Genomic DNA, 19,289 nt, shown 5'->3' on the forward strand with positions numbered 1-19,289 from the left:
AACAATGCAAAGCATGAAAGGTATTGGACCGGAAAACCAGACGCAATCCCATACGCTGCACGCAGCCGTCTTTAATCAGGCGATGGCAACGCCACTACGCCCGGCCGTGATCGACGAAAGCGGCATCATGGACTATCAATGCTTGCGGCATGCCGCGTTGAGCATCGCACAGCAATTGTCCGCGCTTAATCTGGCGAAAGAGACGGCCGTCGGCGTCTATCTTCCGCGCGATCGCCATATCCCCGCCAGCTTGTTGGGCATCATGGCGGCGGATTGCGCTTATCTGCCGCTCGACCCCAAGCATCCCCAGGCGCGCACCGAACTGTTGCTGGAGATCGCCCAGGCCAAATACGTCATTACAACAACGGCGCTAGCGAGCAGGCTGCCCGACACCATTACGCCCGTTTTCATCGACGAAAACGGGCGCCCCAACGAAGCCATACTGCAGCGCAACACCTGCGCCACTCAACTGGCTTACTTTATCTTTACTTCCGGTTCCACCGGCGTTCCCAAAGGGGTGATGATCGAACACGGCAACGCCCTGTCGCTTATCGATTGGGCCCACCAAACCTATACTGACGAACAGCTGTCGCAGGTCGCTTGTGGCACGTCGATCACCTTCGATCTCTCCGTCTTTGAAATCTTTGCTCCGCTTACTCAGGGCGGATGCGTGCATATGCTGGCAGATCCCCTGGCGTTATTACAGTGGCACAAGCGTGACGATATTACGCTGTTCAATACCGTACCTTCGGTCATCAACGAGATGGTTAAAATCGGCGAGTTGCCATCCCATTTGCCGATTATCAACTTAGCCGGGGAACCGCTGCCGATGCACCTGGTGCATACGCTCAGGCGACAATGCCCGACGGCAAAAATCTTTAATCTCTATGGTCCCTCGGAAGATACGACCTACTCCACCGGCGGTGAAGTCTTGGCCTCAGACCCGCATCCCACCATCGGCACACCACTGACGGGCCGACGCTGTTATCTGCTTGACGCAGAAGGCAACGCCGTAGCGCCGGGAGAAACGGGGGAAATCTACGTGGCCGGCCCGGGCGTCGCTCGCGGTTACTACCATCGTCCAGAACTCAACGACGCCTTCCTGCCCGACCCCGCCGGCCCCAAAGGGGCGCGCATGTACCGCACCGGCGATTATGGCAAGCAGCTTGAAGATGGACGCCTGCTCTACCTCGGGCGTCGCGACGACCAGGTCAAGATCCGCGGCCATCGTATCGAAATCGGTGAGATTGACGCCGTGCTCCGTCGGCATCCTGGTGTGCGAGAAGTGGCGGTGGTGGTGGTCGAATCAGCGAACAAGGGCAAATCTTTACGCTGCGCGCTGGAGCTGCACTCTCCGGCGGATCGTCATGCCATTATCGCCTGGGCGGCAACCCAACTGCCGGTCTACATGCTGCCGGCGGAGTGGATGGCCTTCGATGAACTTCCCCGTTTGCCTAACGGAAAAATTGACAGAGGTGCCTTAAGACACTGCCGAACGCAACATGAAAATCGTGCGGGCCAAGCGCCTGAAGGCGCCACAGAGCTATCGTTGGCTGGACTTTGGCGCCAGTTGCTGGACTGTGCTGACGTCTATCGCACCGATACGTTCTTCGGTCTCGGCGGGCATTCTTTACTGCTCGCCCGACTGGCTCATGAGATCAAAAAGCAGTTTTCTGCTGACCTTGCGATAGAACGGCTCCTGGCTGCCGATACGCTCTCGCGTCAGGCACGACTTATTGAACAATGGACGAAAAACGCCGATGCGCCGCCGTGCGTCAGCCATACGCGACAAACCACTCTCGAAGCACCCTGTTCGCCCTCGCAATCGAGAATGTGGATGCTGGAAAAACTGTTGCCCGGCTCGCCTCGTTACAACATTCCCGCAGCTTTTCAAATCGTGGGGCCACTGGATCTAAGCCGTCTTTCCAACGCAGCGGAACAAGTCGTGATGCAACATACCATCTTGCGTACGCGCTATGCCGAAGGCGCGCAGGGTCTGCAGCAATGCGTCGCCCAAACCTACCCGCCGGTGGTTCATCATGAAAACCTGTGTGAATGGGATGAAAAAGCAGCCTGGGAACAGGCCTGGAACCGCGCGAACGCCTTCGCTCGCACGGCGTTCGATCTGACCGAAGAAATCCCGTTCAAGGTGCTGGCCCTCAAGATCAAGCAAGACCTGCATCTGGTGGTGCTGCTGACGCACCACATCGCCGTTGACGGCTCCATGGACATCTTGCTGTCCGAACTCTCCGCGGCCTATGAGAATACGGCTTCGGATGCCTCTCCTGCCCCCCTCAGTTACCAGGACTATTGCCACTGGCTGACGCAATGTGAAAGCCGGCAAACCGAGGCTCTGGCTTATTGGCAACGACAGCTGGCCGAGCCACCGGCCGCCCCGCAACTTCCCTGCGATCGGCCGCTGCCGCGCCAGGAACGGGGGCAAGGTCGCCAGTTAAGCGTCCCCATTCCAGAAGATAAATTCATCGCGCTTTCTCAACTTTGCCGCCGACACGAAGTCTCTGTGTTCCACGGGTTGCTGGCGCTGACTTGGGCTTATTTGGGACGCCTGGCGGATACCGACGATGTCCTGTTGACCGCACCGCTGCAAACGCGAAACAACCACGATTTTGCCGCAACCATCGGTAATTTCGTCAATACGGTTATTTTGCGCGGCGATATGCGGCACCAGCCGCGCGTCGGTGAATTATTGCGTCAGGCCAGGCAACGTACCCAGGAAGCCATGCAGTTCGGCCAGGTTCCTTATGAAACGGTGCTCGATAACGTCAAAGGGCTACGCACCGCCAATGGCACGCCGGCGCTCAACGTCATGCTATCGCTGCAGCAAGAACAGCCGCTGTGGACGATGAGGGATACCGGCTCCAGCCACCTGCCCATCGACTTGTTGACCAGCCGTTTCAGCCTGGGCTTCTTTTTCCGTCTCAGCAACGGCGGCCTTGAGCTGAATCTCGAATACGACACGGAACGCTTTACCGATGCTGCGGTTCAGCGCCTGATCGGCCATTGGTTCACACTGATGAGTGCAGCGCTCGCAAACGATGAAACCGTCGTCAATGCCCTGCCTTTGCTCTCTGACGATGAGCGCCACAACATGCTCGACGGCTGGAACGCCACGCAATGCGATTATGCCGGCGATCGGCTGGTGCATCAGCTGTTCGAAGCACAAGCCAGTCAGGCACCTCACCACATCGCGCTATGCAATGCGCAGAACGCGATGAGTTACGCTGACTTGGATACGCGTGCCAATCGTTTGGCCCATTATTTGCTGGCCCAGGGATTCGACGCCGGCGCACGCATCGCTATCCTGTGCGATCGCAGCCCGGCGATGGTCATCGCCATGTTGGCTATTCTGAAAGCGGGCTGTGTTTATGTGCCCTTCGATCCCGCCAGCCCTCCAGCTCGTTTTCAAGCGATGATCCGTATCGCCGGCATCACCGGTATCGCAACTGACGCGCTGTTTGCCGATACCGCCGCCGCCTTGATCGCACAAGCGCCCACCTCGTTGGCGCACGTGCACGTCGCGATAAGCGAGGACCTCTCCTGGCCTTCGACTCCCGTGGAGAGCCGCATCACATCGGACGCACTGGCTTACATCATCTTTACATCAGGAACGACCGGCGATCCCAAGGCGGTCGCCGTCAGGCATAAACCGGTAATCAATCTGATCGAGTGGGTAAACAAGACCTTCACCGTGAACGCCAGCGACAAGTCGCTGTTCGTCACGTCACTGGCCTTCGACCTGTCCGTCTACGATCTGCTGGGAATGCTTGCGGCAGGCGGAACGATTCGCCTCGCCGGCCGAGACGAAACCAAGGATCCGAGTACACTGGCCAACATCGTCTGTGCAGAGGGCATCACCTTCTGGAACTCAGCGCCCATCGCGCTCGATCAATGCGAACCCTATTTCCCGCCGTACCCGATTCCATCATTACGCCTGGCCTTCTTGTCCGGCGACTGGATCCCCGTATCGCTGCCGGACAAGCTGCGTAAGACGTTCCCCAACCTGCAGCTGGTTGGCTTGGGCGGCGCCACTGAAGCCGTCATTTGGTCCAACTTCTTTATCATCGAGCGGGTAGCGCCGGAGCAAAGCAGCATCCCTTACGGCAAACCGATTCAAAATGCTCGCTACTACATACTGGATAAGCAACTGCAGCCCGTTCCCATCGCGGTCGAGGGCGATCTGTTTATCGGCGGCGAGGTATTGGCCGAAGGTTACTTCGGCGATCAAGAGAAAACGGCGCGCAGTTATCTGCCCGATCCATATGGCCTGACGCCAACCGCCAGAATGTATCGAACCGGCGATAGAGCCCGATTCTTTCCGGATGGCACCATCGAATTCCTGGGACGGCAAGATACGCAGATAAAAATCAATGGATACCGCATTGAAACGGGCGAAATCGAAGCTGCGCTACTCACGCAACCCGGAATAAACGGCGCTTGTGTCGTGGTTAAAGGTGAACGTCATCGCCTCTGGCTGTGCGCCTATATCGTCAGCGAGGAACACAATCAGGAGGCGATTGCACGGCTGCGCGCCAATCTGCGCACCAAATTACCCGAATACATGATCCCCGCCGTATTCACCTGTCTGTCAGCATTTCCTTTAACCGCCAACGGCAAACTGGATAAGCAGCGGCTTCCGGAGCCAATAACGCTGAACGGCGGCGGCGATCGGCACGCCCCCCCGACAGGGCACTATGAGACGACGATCGCCGATATCTGGAAGCACGAACTTAACTGCGAGGCCCTGAACGCTACGGATAACTTTTTTGATCTCGGCGGCAACTCCGCCAGCTTGATAAGGACACACAGAACGCTGGAGAACGCGTTGAACCGCACGATCCCCATCGTCACGCTCTTTCAGTACACCACTTTGCGCAGCCTCGCCGAATGGCTGGCCGGCAACATAGAGAACGATGCAGCGGGCGCATCTCAGGCAACCGAACAGCGGCTCTCTGGCCGACAACGCCTAATGCAACAAAGAAAACAACGAATCACCGCCAACGACTGATCTTATTGACAGGAAAAAATGATGGATGCAGATGCCAAGCTTATCGCGCAATACCAGCCGCAGCTGGTGAAGTTGGGCGCACATAAAGTGGCTCATTTAGATGAGCCACTAATGAATCATTTAATACGAACACACCATCTTCTCAGGGAAATGGAATGTGACGAGACGATATGCTTATCCGGATTATTTCACGGCGCATATGGCACACAGGGATTACATACCGATGAGATTGGTGACATTCCGTCATCTCAAAGGGAAATTGTCAGAGCCAGTATCGGTGAAAACGCCGAGCAGCTGGTTTATCACTTCTCCGTCATGAGTTACGAATCATTGAGTAAAAGTTTCCGTAATATCCTCAAACCGGAAGGGCAACCTTGTTTGAAGGATCGCAGGAACGGTCAAACGCTCAACGTTTCAGTAAGTCATTTCCAAGCATTGTTAGCTTTAAAGCTGGCGGACGTATTGGCGCACACCCCTACGCAGAAATATCACACCTGTCTAAATCTGCCGGCGGAATACGGCATGTTTTGGGAGTTAGTCGCGGAATATCTGGGTGAAAAACACTTGTCCATTTGGAACAAAACCATTAACGGGTAATAAAAAACATGAAAACTGCAGAAAACATGGCATTACCAGAGAATAACTGGGAAGGGTTTCCCCTGTCTTTTCAGCAGCAACAGCTGATTAAGCAAACTACCCGAAATAGCCCGCAATATTTCAGCGCAACGTATTCTCTGTCAGGATCTTTGGACCCCAACCGTTTAATCGCGGCCTTGTCCACACTGATTAATGAACATGAGATTTTGCGAACGTCGTTCAGAAACGTATTGGGAGAAAACAGCGATGTGCTGATGGTCATCAATGATCCCTATCAGCCCGAACTGATTATGGCTGACGGTGAGCCTTCGGACGTTAACCCGTTCAACGAGGAAGAAGCGGCATCGGCATGCGCAAGTCCCACAGCCAGAGAACGGCCTCTCAAAGCCGCGCTTTACCGCATAACAGCCGACCGGCATACGCTGGTGATTTCACTGCCCACCGCCAGCCTGGACTATGCCTCCGCCGACGCGATGATGGTGGCGTTGAGTCGCCTCTATACCGGTGAGGCTGGTACGTCGTCCCCCATTGTACAATACGTCGACTTTGCCCAATGGCAGCGCGAGGATTTCCCCCCGCAAACTACCGTTACTCATGTCGAGCCCATCCCTTCTTTGCGTCTGCCTCTCGAATTCAAGTCCGACAGCCAGGATTGGCAATGCCGCCCCATAACGCTGACGATGGAAACACAATCTCAGCTACAAGCGCTGGCAACAGAAAACGCCTTGTCTCTGCGCGCTCTGCTTTACGCTTGTTGGAGTGCTGCGTTATGGCGCATAGCGGAATATCCCGACCGCTTTGTGCTCAGCACGAACCTGGCCGGCCGCCCTTTTGCGGAACTTCAACAGGCTCTGGGTCGGTTCGAATATGCAGTGCCTACGATCGCGCAGCCCAACGCTGACATGACGTTGCTGCAGTTCGCTGAACATTGTCAGCAAGCACTGCGACTGAGCGAGCAGCAAGACGGCCGCCAGCCGGGTGATGTTCATTCAGCCAGCGAGATCGGCTATCAATTCTTCAATGCGGCGTCGGCAATCGAAACACCCCTGCTACATTGGGAAAACCGTACCGCCATCCCTGTACCGGAACACTGCAGATTATCTCTGCAGGTGAATGCCGGTGAACGCCTCCACCTTGTGTTGCAGATACAGCAAGGCGTCTTCGATACGGCAGGGATCGCAACGATTGAGCAGGCGTTCCGCGCCACGCTGCAGGCGTTGCTCAAGACACCACAGGCCATGCTCGATCGCTTTCCGCTTATGACTGACGATGAAACACGCATTCTGATTGAAAACACCCATAACGCGTTGTCGTCATCGCCGGCCCTCGGTTGTTGGTACCATACTTTCAGCCGCCAGGCGTCGCAGACTCCCGATGCGCCGGCGTTAAAGTACAACTCGCGCATTTGGCGCTATGCCGAGCTGGATGCCTTCACCAATCAGTTGGCTCGCCATTTGCTGAACAATGGGGTGGAACAGGGCGCAGCGGTCGGCCTGATGCTTGAGCGCAGCGATCTGGCGCTGGCGGCTATCATCGCCATCCACAAAGCCGGAGCCTGTTATGTCCCTCTCGACCCTCAACTGCCCCAGCAGCGGGTGGAGATCATCCTGAAGCAAACCAGGCCGGCACTGATGCTTGTCGCTCAAGCGCAACACCGCCAGGCGCAGCTCACCCTCCCCGTGATGGCGCTGGATGAGCAGTGGAATGACATTAGCGTGTTGGATGACTCCGCGCTGCCATTCACCGCGTCTGCCGACAGCCTCGCTTATGTGCTCTACACCTCCGGCTCTACCGGAGAGCCGAAAGGCGTCAAGATCGCTCATCATCAATTGCAGAACTATGTGTCCGGCATTATTGAGCGTGCGGAACTGGGCGCAGCGCTCACCTATCTCTCCATTGGCCCCATCACCACCGACTTGGGTAATACCACCCTGTTCCCCGCACTGGTCACCGGTGGCTGCATCGACATCTCACCTTTCACGCACGCCGAGGATATTCAGGAGCAAATTCGCTATATGGAGCAAAGCGAGTATGACGTCCTCAAATTGACCCCTTCTCATATGGCATCTTTATTCGCGCTGGCGGACACGCCGGCGCGCCTGATGCCTGGCAAGGCCTTATTGCTGGGGGGTGAGGTGTTAAGTTGGGGGATGTGGCGCCTGTTCAACGATTTTGCGAACGGTTGTCGCATCTACAATCATTATGGGCCAACCGAAACCTGCGTGGGCGCCATTGCGCAGCAGGTAGCGTCGGATAAATACGCCAGGCTGGCTTCCACCGTTCCCCTCGGTACCCCCTTGCCGCATGCCCGCTGCTATGTCGTCGACCCGCATGGTGCATTGCTTCCCGTGGGCGTCGCGGGTGAGTTATATATTGGCGGCGAGACGGTCGCTTGCGGCTATGTGCAAAGCGCTGAAGATCAGCGTCCCCGCTTTATCGCCGATCCCTGGAGCCCGCGATCCAATGCCCGGCTTTACCGTTCAGGGGATAAAGTTCGCAGGCTTCCCGATGGCAGCCTGGAGTTTCTTGGCCGTATCGACCGTCAGTTGAAAATCCGCGGATTCCGGGTAGAACCGGCCGAAATAGAAAGCACGCTGCGCAAACATGCGGAGGTTTTGGACAGCTGCGTCGTTGAACAAGGCGAATCCGGCAGTGCACATCTGTTGGCTTACGTGGTTCTGCAAAGCGGCGACAACGGCAATGCCGATTGGCTGCGTGAGCATCTCGCCGCTTACCTGCCGGATTTCATGATCCCCTCTCAAATCGTGTCGCTCTCCCGCTTCCCGTTAAACCACAACGGCAAAGTCGATCACCGCATGCTACCGGCGCCGGATACGCTTATCGCCGCCAACGCCGATGACTATGTCGCGCCGCAAAGCGAAACGGAAAAAAGTGTCGCGGCCATTTTCCAGGAGTTGCTGCTGGCCAACCGTGTAGGCATACACGACGACTTCTTTGATATCGGTGGGCATTCGCTAATCGCCACAAAGTTGGTCGCTCAAATCCGTTCCACCTTCGATATTCCGTTCAATCTGCGCAGCGTTTTTATGGATGCGACCGTAGCCGGCCTCAGCCGCAACATTGATGAACAACGACACTCTCAGGAACTGGCAAAATGAACGAAACAGCAAGCGGTTTATTCGCCCGACGGCGCCAGAGCCAAGGCGTATCCGTCACCAGTCTGGTCACCGCGTCACCACTGACCCATGCCGGCGCTAAAGGTGTCATGCTGCGCCCGGCGCTAGCCAACCTATCCGCCCCTGAGTGGGGGCAAAACAGCTGGGATTATATCGCCAGTCTGTTAGCCGAATCTGGCGCCGTTTTGCTGCGTGGCTTCAAGGTCGCGGATGTCGCGGCTTTTCGCGCCTTTGTGCAAACGTCGGCAGGCGCATTGTTGGGATACACCCACCGCTCTACGCCGCGCAGCAATATCAGCGAAGGGATATACACCTCGACCGAGTATCCGGCCGACCAGCATATTCCCCAACACAATGAGATGTCCTACACCCGCAGTTGGCCCAAGCGGCTGTTCTTCCACTGCGCCGTCAAACCAGGCGATCGGGGGCAGACTCCGCTTGCCGACAGTCAGGGGGTCTATGAACGCCTGCCGGAAGACCTGCGCGCGCGTTTTGAAGCCCATGGCGTGATGTACGTGCGCAATTTTGGACAAGGTTTGGATCTCAGCTGGCAGCAGGTATTCCAAACGGAAAATCAGGCGGAGGTTGAGGCGTATTGCCAAGCGAACGACATCCAATGCCAATGGTTGGGGGAAGGACGCCTGCGCACACGCCAAATTTGTCAGGCGACCCTTGCCCACCCGCGAACGGGGGCGGGGATCTGGTTTAATCAGGCGCATCTGTTCCATATCAGCAATCTGCCGGCGGAGGCGGAACGTGAGTTAAGACGCGAATTCGCCGAGCATGAGCTGCCGCGCAATGCCCTGTTTGGCGACGGCAGTCCTATCCCGTCAACCGACCTGACGCTGATTCGACAAGCCTATCAACAAGAAGAAATCCTGTTCGACTGGGAACAGGGCGACATTCTGATTTTGGATAACGAAACCATTTCCCACGGCCGGCGACCATTTACGCCGCCGCGCAACATCATGGTGGCAATGACATGAGCGAATCAGGTTCATTTAAAGATGTACGTCGTGAAGTGGCGTACGCTTATGAAAATGTGAAATTTTTTAAAGCTCACATGGCAGCGTCGGGCCTACGGCCCGACGACATTAAAACCCTGGCGGACTTTAAACGCATCCCCGTCACACGCAAAATGCACTATCGACGCAACTATCCGTCAGGGGTGTTAGCTGCCGGATTTACACTGACCGGGCCGCATGTGATGCGCTTTCAAAGTTCTGGGACCTCAGGAGAACGTTTGAACAGCGCGATCCTTTCCTATGACCTGGCGCGACGACAGGCCACCAGTATGGGCGTCAATGCAAACTTCAACGCACTGTGGCGCCCTGGTGCCCGGCCGCGCATTTGCCGCTATGCCCCACCTAACTGCTCTGACGTAGAGTGCGGCATCGGCCTGACAACCATGGCGGAACGCACGCTGGCCGACGGCACGCTGGTCTTGCCTGTCGCTCACGACTTATTGGCGACCCCCGCCAGGATGATCAAGCAGGCGCTGGACGAAATCGCCGCCTACGATCCGGAAATTTTGGTGGTGGACCCGACGCATTTAGCTTTTTTAACTCGAGAGGCCGACAAGTTGGGACGCACTATCGTCACCACCAACAAGCTGCATATCGTTTGTGGCTATACCCATTTGACGCAGGTTGCACGACGTCAAATTCGGCGCTTCTTCGGTGACGAAACGCCAATCGGCAACATGCTGGGCATGTCGGAACTGGGTTACCTCGGTTTCGAATGCCACCACGGTTGTTTGCACATCAACAACCAAGATTTTTTCCTGGAGTTTTTAAGCGGGGAGCAGGAATCGGCCTTGGATGAAGTCGGCGAGTTGGTCATTTCCACCATTGATGACAGCTTGCTACCGCGCATTCGTTACGCCACCGGCGACCTGTACCGTCTATCGTCGGAACCCTGCACCTGTGGCGCCACTTTGCCGGTGGTCAACATCGAAGGGCGCGCCACCCACAACGTCATCGGTAAAAACGGGGCGATAGTGACGCCTGCCGAGGTCGATCTGGCGGTGGCCGATTGCCCAGCGATCGATTTATATAAGTTGGAACAAGACGAGCTCGGGAATCTTCGTTTTCGCTATATCCTCAATCAAGCATCATCGTCTGAGCTACTCGCATTGCAACAGCGCATCAGCGCACTTTGCCAAACCCGCGACATCATTTTCGAAGCCGTGGATTACATCGCCTGCGAACGCAGCGGAAAATTCCAATCCTGCATTTCAAGATATAACGGGGCATCTCATCCATGACGAATCATTTTATTGACCGCAGTCAGTTCCCTGCGCTGATGCAGGAAATAGACGGACGGCCTCTCAACTATCTCGACAGCGCCGCGACTACCCTAAAGCCGCGCGTCATGATTGACGCCGTAACGGAGTATTACAGCCAGAACGGCGCCAATATCCATCGCGGCAAACACCGTCTCTCCGATGAAGCCTCCAATGCCTATGAAGCCGCGCGCCTCGCAGTAGCGGACTACATCAGCGCACAGGCTAACGAAGTCGTGTTTACCCACAATACGACCCATGCGCTGAACATCGTGGCGCAAGGATTGGCGCTGAGAAAATCGGATCTGGTTATCGCTGGTGTCGATTCACATCATTCCCAACTATTGCCTTGGCGACAAGTAGCCACCCTGAGGTTCATCCAAACCGATGATCAGGGCAGGATCGATTTGGATCATTTCCAGACGCTGCTCGCGCAACGGCCGAAAGTGGTCGCCCTGACGCACTGCTCCAATGTCACCGGCGTTGTGCATCCCATTGAGCAGATGATCGCGATGATCCGCACACAAAGCGATGCCGTTATTGTGCTGGACGCCGCACAGTCTCTCCCGCACGGCCGTCTCAACCTCCACACGCTGGGCGCCGACTTTGTCGCCTTCTCCGCACACAAAATGCTGGGCCCAACCGGGTTGGGCTTTTTGTACGCGAACCAACATCGCCTCGATGCACTTAAACCGCTGCAATTCGGTGGCGGTACGGTTGACTGGGTGGATGCCGATGGCCAGGTCAATCGTCGGGCGCCCTATCATCTCGAGGCCGGCACGCCGGCGATTGCTTCCGTCATCGGCGCCGGCGCGACTTTTCGTCTGTTAGCCGGCTTCGATGAGACGGCGCGGCGTGAACACGACAAAGGTTTGGTCAACGCGCTGCTTTCCGGGGCGGCCTCTCGCCCTTACCTCAAACTTATCGGCCCCGCCGACGGTGAAAACCGCCATGCCATAGGCGCCTTCAAGTTCTCGGACTGCGTTTCGGTCGGAGAAATCGCCCGCTTGCTCAGCGACGCCTACGGCATCATGTGCCGCAGCGGTTATCTGTGCGCGCAACCTTTCGTTAGCACCCTGGCCGGTGGAGAGATCCTGCGAGCATCCGCCTATCTATACAACACGACGGCTGATATCGATGCCCTGTATCAGGCCCTTGATGACCTGGCGGAGTGCATGGGGCTGCCCACGGTAAACTGATGAAAAACGCCCGGCGTTTGCCGGGCGTTTTATCGCTATAACGCGACGAGGAAAAAAGATGCGATTGATGAACTATGCCATTTTCCCGAACCTGACGGTCTCCGACCCCTTCTGGGTACAGCTCCGGCAAGAGGCAAAAGCCTTGGCCGAAAGAGAAGGGGCGATGAGCAAACTCCTGCAGCAAGGAGTATTGCAGCATGCCACCTTCAACGAGGCGCTCGCAAACCGCCTGGCCTTGAAACTGGCCAATGACGATATCGATGCGACGAGCCTGAGAAACGTTGTTGAACAAACGCTGCAACGTGCGCCCGACATTGTCGACGCCGCGCTGGCGGACATGCGCGCGGTTTACGAACGCGATCCCGCCTGCCACAGTACGGTACAGATATTTTTTTTCTTCAAGGGGTTTATCGCATTGCAAGCCTATCGCATCTCACATGCGCTGTATCGGCATCAGCAACGTGAAATGGCCTATCACATCCAAAGTCGGGTATCAGAACTCTTCTGTATCGATATCCATCCGGCCGCCAAGCTGGGCAAAGGCATCATGCTCGACCATGCTCACGCGATTGTCATCGGTGAAACGGCGACGGTGGGCGACAACGTCTCCCTGCTGCATTCGGTGACGCTGGGAGGAACAGGAAAAGCCGGCGGCGATCGCCATCCCAAGGTGGGTAATAGCGTCGTTATCGGCGCCGGAGCCAAAATATTGGGTAATGTGCGAATCGGCGACAGTTGCTGTGTTGCCGCCGGCGCCGTTGTGCTCAAGGACATTCCGCCATCGGCCACGGCAGTGGGCGTTCCCGCCCGGATTGTCGGCCTCTAAGCGCCTCCCACACACCGGTAGCGGTGAAAAAGTTTCGGTGTGTGGGGGCTTCCGAGATTTGGGGCATTTATCCGGCTATCTGGCGTCGCGCACCACGAATAGCCTCGACTCGAAACCGCCGCTTTTGAAGGTGCCGGTATTGACCCACCCCGGCGGCGAACGGCCGAAGTCCTGATTGAAATCCCCGCCGCTGACCAGCCAGACCCGGCGATGGCCTTTCGCTAACGCGCTGAGGTTATCGACGTAGGTCTGCGCCGCCCGATCGTGGAAAAAGGTGCCGAAACCATAGGCATTGGGCTTGCCCGAAATGCCGTTGGGCCTGGCGGGGGTATACAGCAAGGCGCGATAGCCCTTCTTGTTGTAATACACATAGCTCAGGTAGTTGAACATGTTGCTGACCACCACCGCATCGTTGGGCTGATAGTTACTGTTGATGTAGTGCACCATCACCTTGAATTCATCTTTCTCGACCGGATAGTCGTTGCGCACGCCGCAGCCGAACAGCAGGCTGAAGAACAGCAGCAAAGAGATCCCGCGCACCCGGCTTTTCGTACCGGCGATCAGCACGCCCAATACCAGCGGAATGCCGAGCGCGGCGGAATAAAGGTAGCGATCGACAAACAGCGGCGAACGCCAGGAAATGGCGAATACCAACGTCACCGGGATCAGCATGCCGCCGAGCAGCAGCAGCGCATATTTTCTCGGCATCTGGCGCCGCCACAGCAGCAGTGAACATAAGGCGACAAACATCGCCGGCAGCAGCCAGAGAATGATCGTGGGATAGTTGCTGCCATCATGCCCGGTGAGAAAACGCCAATACATCGCCGGCAGATCGCCCCAGGCAACCTGAGGGATCCAACCGACGTCGCCGCCGACCCGCAGTTCAGCAATATGCGCCAGCAGATTGAGCAGCACCAGCAGCCAGGGAATATAGGCCACTCCAATCGCCGCATTGGCCACCCACCACGCCGGCTGCCTGATGTAACACTCGCCTTCGCGGCGGCACGACAGTGCCAACACCACCAGCCAGTGCGCGATCAGCGTGAAAATCGTGAAGTAGTGAGTATAAAAGCTCAGCGTCATCAACAGCGCATACAGCGCCAGATAGCGGCGGTTATCCGGCGTTTTCAGCCACTTCGCCAGCGCCATGGCGGCGGCGATCGCCAACAGCCCCATCAGCGCATACATGCGCGCCTCCTGGCTGTAACGCACCGCCATCGGCATGATCGCCATCAGCCATCCCGCAGTCAGCGCCGCCCGCTCGTTGGCCAACCAACGGGTAAAACGCATCGCCAGCGCCACCGTCATCACGCCGAACACCAGGCTCAGCGCGCGGGCCGCCATAATGCCGTCGCCAAACAGCACCATCCAGCCATGCAGCAGCAGGTAATAAAGCGGCGGGTGAACATCGAAGGAAGCATGGTACAGCAAAGCGCCCACATCATAGCGGCTGGTCAGCACGCTGGAGGCCTCGTCGCACCAAAAATACCGATCCGTTAAGGAAATAAACCGCACGATCGCCGAAAACGCCACGATCGCCAACGCGTAATGTTTGTAACCGATGCCTTTTAAGCCGTTATTGCTCAAAGAAACATTCGATACCTGTTGCAGTGACATAACCGCATTCCGCCCAAGAGAATCACACAGTGTGGAGACGCAGCGTCATCATTGCCGACGGCGGGTAAATGGCGGGTAAATCAGTGCGAAAAAATCGGCGCAATCACCGCGGCGGCGCACGGCCCTCAGCGGATTTCAACGGTGATGTCCGGGTAGGCCTTCTCCCCGTCGCTGAGGTAATGCCCCAATGCCCGGTAAGCCATGACGTACAGCACGGCGGCGCCGCACAGGCACAGCAAGGTCACGAGAAAGAATCTGGATTTGCGCACGATAGGCTCCATGGGGAAATTTTCACCTATTGTAACGCGGCAAAATAAACGAAGGTTCAATTGGCGGCGGGTCGTTTGCCCTACGGCCGCTCTGTCGATCCATCAAAGCATTGGAGCGAGCTGAGCGGCAGCGTTATTGGCCATACGAAAACATGCTGCGCAGCGGGCCGACACAGCGCCGCCAGGCATGCGTCATGTTCCCGGGTACGGATGGGTCTCGCGCCAGTGGTCCGCTATCTGCTGCCGCGTACAGACCCACACCCGTTCGTGTTGCTGGATATAATCGAGAAAACGCTGCAGCGCGCGAAAACGCCCCGGCCTGCCCAGCAGACGACAGTGCATCCCCACCGACATCATCTTCGGCGCCTCCTCGCCCTCAGCGTACAGCACGTCGAAGCTGTCTTTCAGATAGGTGTAAAATTGCTCGGCGGTATTAAACCCCTGAGCGGTGGCAAAACGCATGTCGTTGGCGTCCAGCGTGTAAGGAACGATCAGGTGCGGCCGACGGCTGCCGTCGCCGCACACCACTTCGCTCCAGAACGGCAAATCATCGCCGTAATAATCGCTGTCATAATCAAAACCGCCCTGCTCCACGACCAGTTGCCGAGTGTTGGGGCTATCGCGCCCGGTATACCAGCCGGTAGGCGCTTTGCCGAACAGGTCGGCCAGCACTTGCACCGCTTTTTGCATATGCTCACGCTCCTCAGCGATATCCATATGTTGATAATGGATCCAGCGCCAACCATGGCTGACCACATCGTATTTCGCCGCTTTGATCGCCGCGACAATCTCCGGCTGGCGCGCCAGCGCCATCGCCACGCCGAAGACCGTCAACGGCAGGCCACGCCGGCTGAACTCGCGGTGGATCCGCCAAAAGCCCGCCCGGCTGCCGTATTCGTACAGCGAATCCATCGACATATGGCGCGCCGGATAGCTGGCGGCGCCGATAATATCGGAGAGAAACTGTTCCGATCCCGCATCGCCATGCAGCACATGATTCTCCGCACCCTCCTCGTAATTGAGCACAAACTGCACGGCAATCCGCGCGTTGCCCGGCCAGCGCGCGTGCGGCGGATCTCCGGCGTAGCCTCGCAGGTCACGGGGGTAATTCTCATCGACAATGACCATTCTTCATCCCTTTAAAATAGATTTAACGACTGAAATTGACCGCTTAACGCTTTGGTTTCGGGATAGGCCAAGTCCCCTTGTTTGCTGGTCGATAACCCCAACGCCACCAGCGACTCCACCATTTTTACCGCCGCGCTGACGCCATCAATCACCGGCGCCCGCAGCTCGCGGGTCAGTTCCTGCGCCAGCGTCGCCATTCCGCCGCAGCCGAGCACAATCGCCCCGCAGCCATCCTCTTTCAGAGCGCGGATGCAGCGCTCGCGCACTTTCTCCTGCGCCAGCCCGCTGCCGTCTTCCAGCGCCAGCACCGGCAAGTCAATGGCGTGCAGCGCCGCGCAATGCTGATGAAAACCGTACTGATGCAGCAGGTGGCGGGCGATAATCAGCGTGCGCGGTAACGTGGTGACGATCGAAAAACGGGTCGCCACCATCGACGCCATATGCATCGCCGCTTCCGCAATGCCGATCACCGGCCCCTGCGCCAGCTCGCGCGCGGCCAGCAATCCCGGATCGCCGAAACAGGCGATCACATGACCGTCAACGCCCTGCCGTCGCCCCGCCCTCACCTGTTCCAGCACGCCGATCGCCGCGATGGCTTCGTCAAAGTGCCCTTCAATGGACGGCACCCCGTCGCGCGGACACACCGCCAGGATCTCGGTGCCCGGCGCGGCGGCGGTGCGCGCGGCGGCGGCGATGGTGTCGGTCATCGCCTGACTGGTGTTGGGGTTGATAACCTGTATGCAAACAGAAGACATCACGGCTCCTTGTAACCGGCGAACAGCCGGGAAAAATCGGGCAGGCTGACGCCATCGCGCTCAAAGCGCAGGCTGGCGACAATATGATCAAAATGGCGCATCAGGGCGTCGCTCAGAGGCTGCAGCGCTTTATCCCGCAACAAACCGACCAACTGCTGATGATCGTCGCAACGGCACCCCTGCCGCCACGGCGCGCCCCAGGTGGCGATGACCAGGGAAGAACGCTGGCAAAGACGCGTCACCATGTCGGTGATAACCGAATTGCCCGAGATCGCCTGCAGCTGAATATGAAAATCGGCGGAATAGCGAATCGCCGTCGGGCCGTCGTAAGCCTCATGCACCTGCTGTTCCAGCTGAATAATGCGCTCCAGTGCCGCCAGATGGGGCGCCCGACAGCGGGCGATAATATCGGGAAGGTTGGCGACCTCCAGCAGCGCGCGCGTGCGGAAGATAGCCTGCGCCTCTTCCACCGTCGGGCTGGCGACATATGCACCACGTTTGGGCTTCAGGCTAACCATTTGCACAGCGGCGAGTCGTTGCAGCACCTTACGGATGCCGGTGCGGCTCACGGCAAACACGTCGGACAACGCCTCCTCCGGCAATTTGCTGCCCGGCGGCAGCTGATGCTCGACAATCGCCGTCATCAACGCCTGATAAATGGTTTCATCTTTGTCCTGCAGCGCTGGCGCGGCCTGGAGACAATGTTCAGTATTCATTCACCCACTCCGGTTTCACCTATCGATAGCAAAATCGTATACATAACGCTCGGTTTCTGTATGCAAAATCAGCCATTGTGGCCTGGATCCTGCAATAGCCTCAGCAATCCACATAACAAGAGGAGCAGGTTTCATGCCACATTCAACACACATGCATCAGGTTTCGGCCAAAGACGCGACCGCCGGCTACAGCCCGCGACTGTGTAATGAAGATCTCGCGCCGACGCGCGACCAAAACTGGAGCTGGTACAACATTTTTTCATTCTGGATGTCGGACGTGCACAGCATGGGGGGCTATGTGGTCGCGGCGAGCTTTTTCACGCTCGGGTTGGCCAGTTGGCAGGTGCTGCTCTGCCTGCTGATCGGCATTTGCATCGTACAGCTGTGCGCCAACCTGGTGGCGAAGCCAAGCCAAATGGCCGGCGTGCCCTATGCGGTCATCTGCCGCCAGGCGTTTGGCGTCTTTGGCGCCAATATCCCGGCGGTGATCCGCGGGCTTATCGCTTTCGCCTGGTATGGGATCCAGACCTACCTTGCGGCCAACGCCCTGATGCTGGTGCTGCTCAAGTTCTGGCCGTCGCTGTCCACGCTCACCGGAAGCGGCTTCCTCGGCCTGTCGCTCCTGGGCTGGCTATGCTTCGCCACCATGTGGCTGCTGCAGGCGATGGTCTTTTGGCACGGCATGAACGCCATTAAGCGCTTCATCGATATCGCCGGGCCGGCAGTCTATGTGGTTATGCTGGCGCTGGCGGGCTGGATTGTATACAAGACCGGTTTTGACGGGATTTCCTTTACCCTGGCCAGCAAATCGCTGACCGCCGGGGAGCAGACCTGGCAAATGATCACCGCCACCGCGCTGGTGGTCTCCTACTTCTCCGGGCCGCTGCTCAACTTCGGCGATTTCTCCCGCTACGGCAAAAACATGGGCGAGATCCGCCGCGGCAACCGCTGGGGCCTGCCGTTCAACTTCCTGCTGTTCTCCATCGTCACCGTAGTGATTGTTTCCGGCACACAATCGCTGTTTGGCCACATGATCACCGACCCGATTGAAACCGTCAGCCGCATTGGAAACGATCTGGCGGTCGCCATTGGCCTGCTGACGATGATCACCGCCACCATTGGCATCAATATCGTGGCCAACTTCGTCTCGCCGGCCTTTGACTTTTCGAACTGTTCGCCGCAGAAAATCAGCTTCCGCACCGGCGGGATGATTGCCGCCGTTGGGTCGATTCTGCTGACGCCGTGGAATTTGTTTAATTCGCCGGAGCTTATCCACTACACCCTCGACGTGCTGGGCGCCTTTATTGGCCCGTTGTTCGGCATCCTGATCGCCGATTTTTATCTGATCAAACGCGGCCAGGTATCCGTGGACGATCTGTTTGATGACACCCCGAAAGGCAAATACTGGTACCGCAACGGTTTTAACCCGAAAGCCATTGCCGCGCTGCTGCCGTCGGTGGCCATTGGCCTGATCATCAGCTTTATTCCGGCTCTGCACCAAGTGGCCAACTTCAGCTGGTTTATCGGCGTCTTCCTCGGCGCGACCGCCTACCGCTGGCTGGCCCGCGATGAGCGCACCGCCGTGGCCGGTCCGGCGTTCCGGGCGAAGGTGATGGCGCAAAAAGAGTAATTCCGCCCACAGCAAACTGCGCCGGAAGGGAAAAAAGCCATCCGCAACCGTGCCGCCCCGGCGTTAACGCCGGGGCGGCCGTTGTGAGCGAACCAGGCGGCCGCC

At 57.6% G+C, this 19,289-nt stretch carries 11 protein-coding genes and 2 pseudogenes; 8 read left to right on the forward strand and 5 right to left on the reverse strand.

Going from position 1 to position 19,289, the window contains the following annotated elements; genetic code table 11:
• Nucleotides 1-4 precede the first annotated feature (4 nt).
• From H7A77_RS10275 to cysE, 7 genes are read left to right on the forward strand one after another with little or no spacing between them, the layout of a single operon-like run.
• Entirely contained in the window at nt 5-5,026 is a 5,022-nt protein-coding gene (locus H7A77_RS10275) for a non-ribosomal peptide synthetase (RefSeq protein ID WP_182074109.1), read from the forward strand.
• Nucleotides 5,027-5,047: 21 nt separating this feature from the next.
• Nucleotides 5,048-5,623, forward strand: coding sequence for a DUF6817 domain-containing protein (locus tag H7A77_RS10280; protein ID WP_232097504.1), 576 nt, complete (start codon nt 5,048-5,050; stop codon nt 5,621-5,623).
• Between the two features lie 8 nt (nt 5,624-5,631).
• The gene (locus H7A77_RS10285) at nt 5,632-8,742 is read left to right on the forward strand and encodes an amino acid adenylation domain-containing protein (RefSeq protein ID WP_182074110.1); all 3,111 of its coding nucleotides are present in this window, start codon (nt 5,632-5,634) and stop codon (nt 8,740-8,742) included.
• Nucleotides 8,739-9,746: a TauD/TfdA family dioxygenase gene (locus H7A77_RS10290; RefSeq protein WP_182074111.1), complete on the forward strand. Its 1,008-nt coding sequence runs from the start codon at nt 8,739-8,741 to the stop codon at nt 9,744-9,746. Before H7A77_RS10285 ends, H7A77_RS10290 begins: the two co-directional genes overlap by 4 nt.
• Nucleotides 9,743-11,026, forward strand: a complete 1,284-nt coding sequence (locus tag H7A77_RS10295; RefSeq protein ID WP_042783830.1) for a phenylacetate--CoA ligase family protein — start codon at nt 9,743-9,745, stop codon at nt 11,024-11,026. The genes H7A77_RS10290 and H7A77_RS10295 overlap by 4 nt, the downstream gene beginning before the upstream one ends.
• Complete coding sequence (locus H7A77_RS10300) at nt 11,023-12,243, forward strand: aminotransferase class V-fold PLP-dependent enzyme (protein WP_089191282.1); 1,221 nt, start codon at nt 11,023-11,025, stop codon at nt 12,241-12,243. Before H7A77_RS10295 ends, H7A77_RS10300 begins: the two co-directional genes overlap by 4 nt.
• Nucleotides 12,244-12,301: 58 nt before the next feature.
• Nucleotides 12,302-13,069 carry a serine O-acetyltransferase gene (gene cysE, locus H7A77_RS10305; protein WP_049866655.1) on the forward strand — a complete coding sequence of 256 codons (768 nt, stop codon included), beginning with the start codon at nt 12,302-12,304 and terminating at the stop codon, nt 13,067-13,069.
• Nucleotides 13,070-13,144: 75 nt separating this feature from the next.
• On the opposite strand, the gene H7A77_RS10310 is transcribed toward cysE, so the two are convergent.
• The 5 genes and pseudogenes from H7A77_RS10310 to H7A77_RS10330 all read right to left on the reverse strand — a co-directional run bounded on the left by H7A77_RS10310 (nt 13,145) and on the right by H7A77_RS10330 (nt 17,554).
• A complete protein-coding gene (locus H7A77_RS10310; protein WP_033651133.1) occupies nt 13,145-14,686 on the reverse strand; it encodes a glycosyltransferase family 39 protein in 1,542 nt (513 codons plus the stop codon).
• A gap of 125 nt (nt 14,687-14,811) precedes the next feature.
• Complete coding sequence (locus tag H7A77_RS10315; RefSeq protein ID WP_162837200.1) at nt 14,812-14,955, reverse strand: hypothetical protein; 144 nt, start codon at nt 14,953-14,955, stop codon at nt 14,812-14,814.
• 192 nt (nt 14,956-15,147) lie between these two features.
• Nucleotides 15,148-16,002 (reverse strand): annotated as a pseudogene (puuE, locus tag H7A77_RS10320) (allantoinase PuuE); the annotation flags it as partial.
• Nucleotides 15,971-16,838 (reverse strand): annotated as a pseudogene (locus H7A77_RS10325) (aspartate/glutamate racemase family protein); the annotation flags it as partial. The pseudogenes puuE and H7A77_RS10325, both read right to left, overlap by 32 nt.
• Entirely contained in the window at nt 16,838-17,554 is a 717-nt protein-coding gene (locus H7A77_RS10330; protein WP_182074112.1) for a GntR family transcriptional regulator, read from the reverse strand. The gene H7A77_RS10330 and the pseudogene H7A77_RS10325, both read right to left, overlap by 1 nt.
• A gap of 133 nt (nt 17,555-17,687) precedes the next feature.
• Between H7A77_RS10330 and H7A77_RS10335 the strand changes: the two genes are divergently transcribed.
• Nucleotides 17,688-19,184 carry an NCS1 family nucleobase:cation symporter-1 gene (locus tag H7A77_RS10335; RefSeq protein ID WP_033642144.1) on the forward strand — a complete coding sequence of 499 codons (1,497 nt, stop codon included), beginning with the start codon at nt 17,688-17,690 and terminating at the stop codon, nt 19,182-19,184.
• The last annotated feature ends 105 nt before the right edge of the window (nt 19,185-19,289 follow it).

It is taken from the genome of Serratia sp. ME47 (assembly GCF_903970925.1).
Taxonomy (GTDB): Bacteria; Pseudomonadota; Gammaproteobacteria; order Enterobacterales; family Enterobacteriaceae; genus Serratia; species Serratia ureilytica.

Excerpts from the sequence above, each read along its gene's own strand:
- H7A77_RS10275 (WP_182074109.1), top strand. The coding sequence starts at position 5 with ATGCAAAGCATGAAAGGTATTGGACCGGAAAACCAGACGCAATCCCAT.
- H7A77_RS10280 (WP_232097504.1), top strand. The coding sequence starts at position 5,048 with ATGGATGCAGATGCCAAGCTTATCGCGCAATACCAGCCGCAGCTGGTG.
- H7A77_RS10285 (WP_182074110.1), top strand. The coding sequence starts at position 5,632 with ATGAAAACTGCAGAAAACATGGCATTACCAGAGAATAACTGGGAAGGG.
- H7A77_RS10290 (WP_182074111.1), top strand. The coding sequence starts at position 8,739 with ATGAACGAAACAGCAAGCGGTTTATTCGCCCGACGGCGCCAGAGCCAA.
- H7A77_RS10295 (WP_042783830.1), top strand. The coding sequence starts at position 9,743 with ATGAGCGAATCAGGTTCATTTAAAGATGTACGTCGTGAAGTGGCGTAC.
- H7A77_RS10300 (WP_089191282.1), top strand. The coding sequence starts at position 11,023 with ATGACGAATCATTTTATTGACCGCAGTCAGTTCCCTGCGCTGATGCAG.
- cysE (WP_049866655.1), top strand. The coding sequence starts at position 12,302 with ATGCGATTGATGAACTATGCCATTTTCCCGAACCTGACGGTCTCCGAC.
- H7A77_RS10310 (WP_033651133.1), bottom strand. The coding sequence starts at position 14,686 with ATGTCACTGCAACAGGTATCGAATGTTTCTTTGAGCAATAACGGCTTA.
- H7A77_RS10330 (WP_182074112.1), bottom strand. The coding sequence starts at position 17,554 with ATGAATACTGAACATTGTCTCCAGGCCGCGCCAGCGCTGCAGGACAAA.
- H7A77_RS10335 (WP_033642144.1), top strand. The coding sequence starts at position 17,688 with ATGCCACATTCAACACACATGCATCAGGTTTCGGCCAAAGACGCGACC.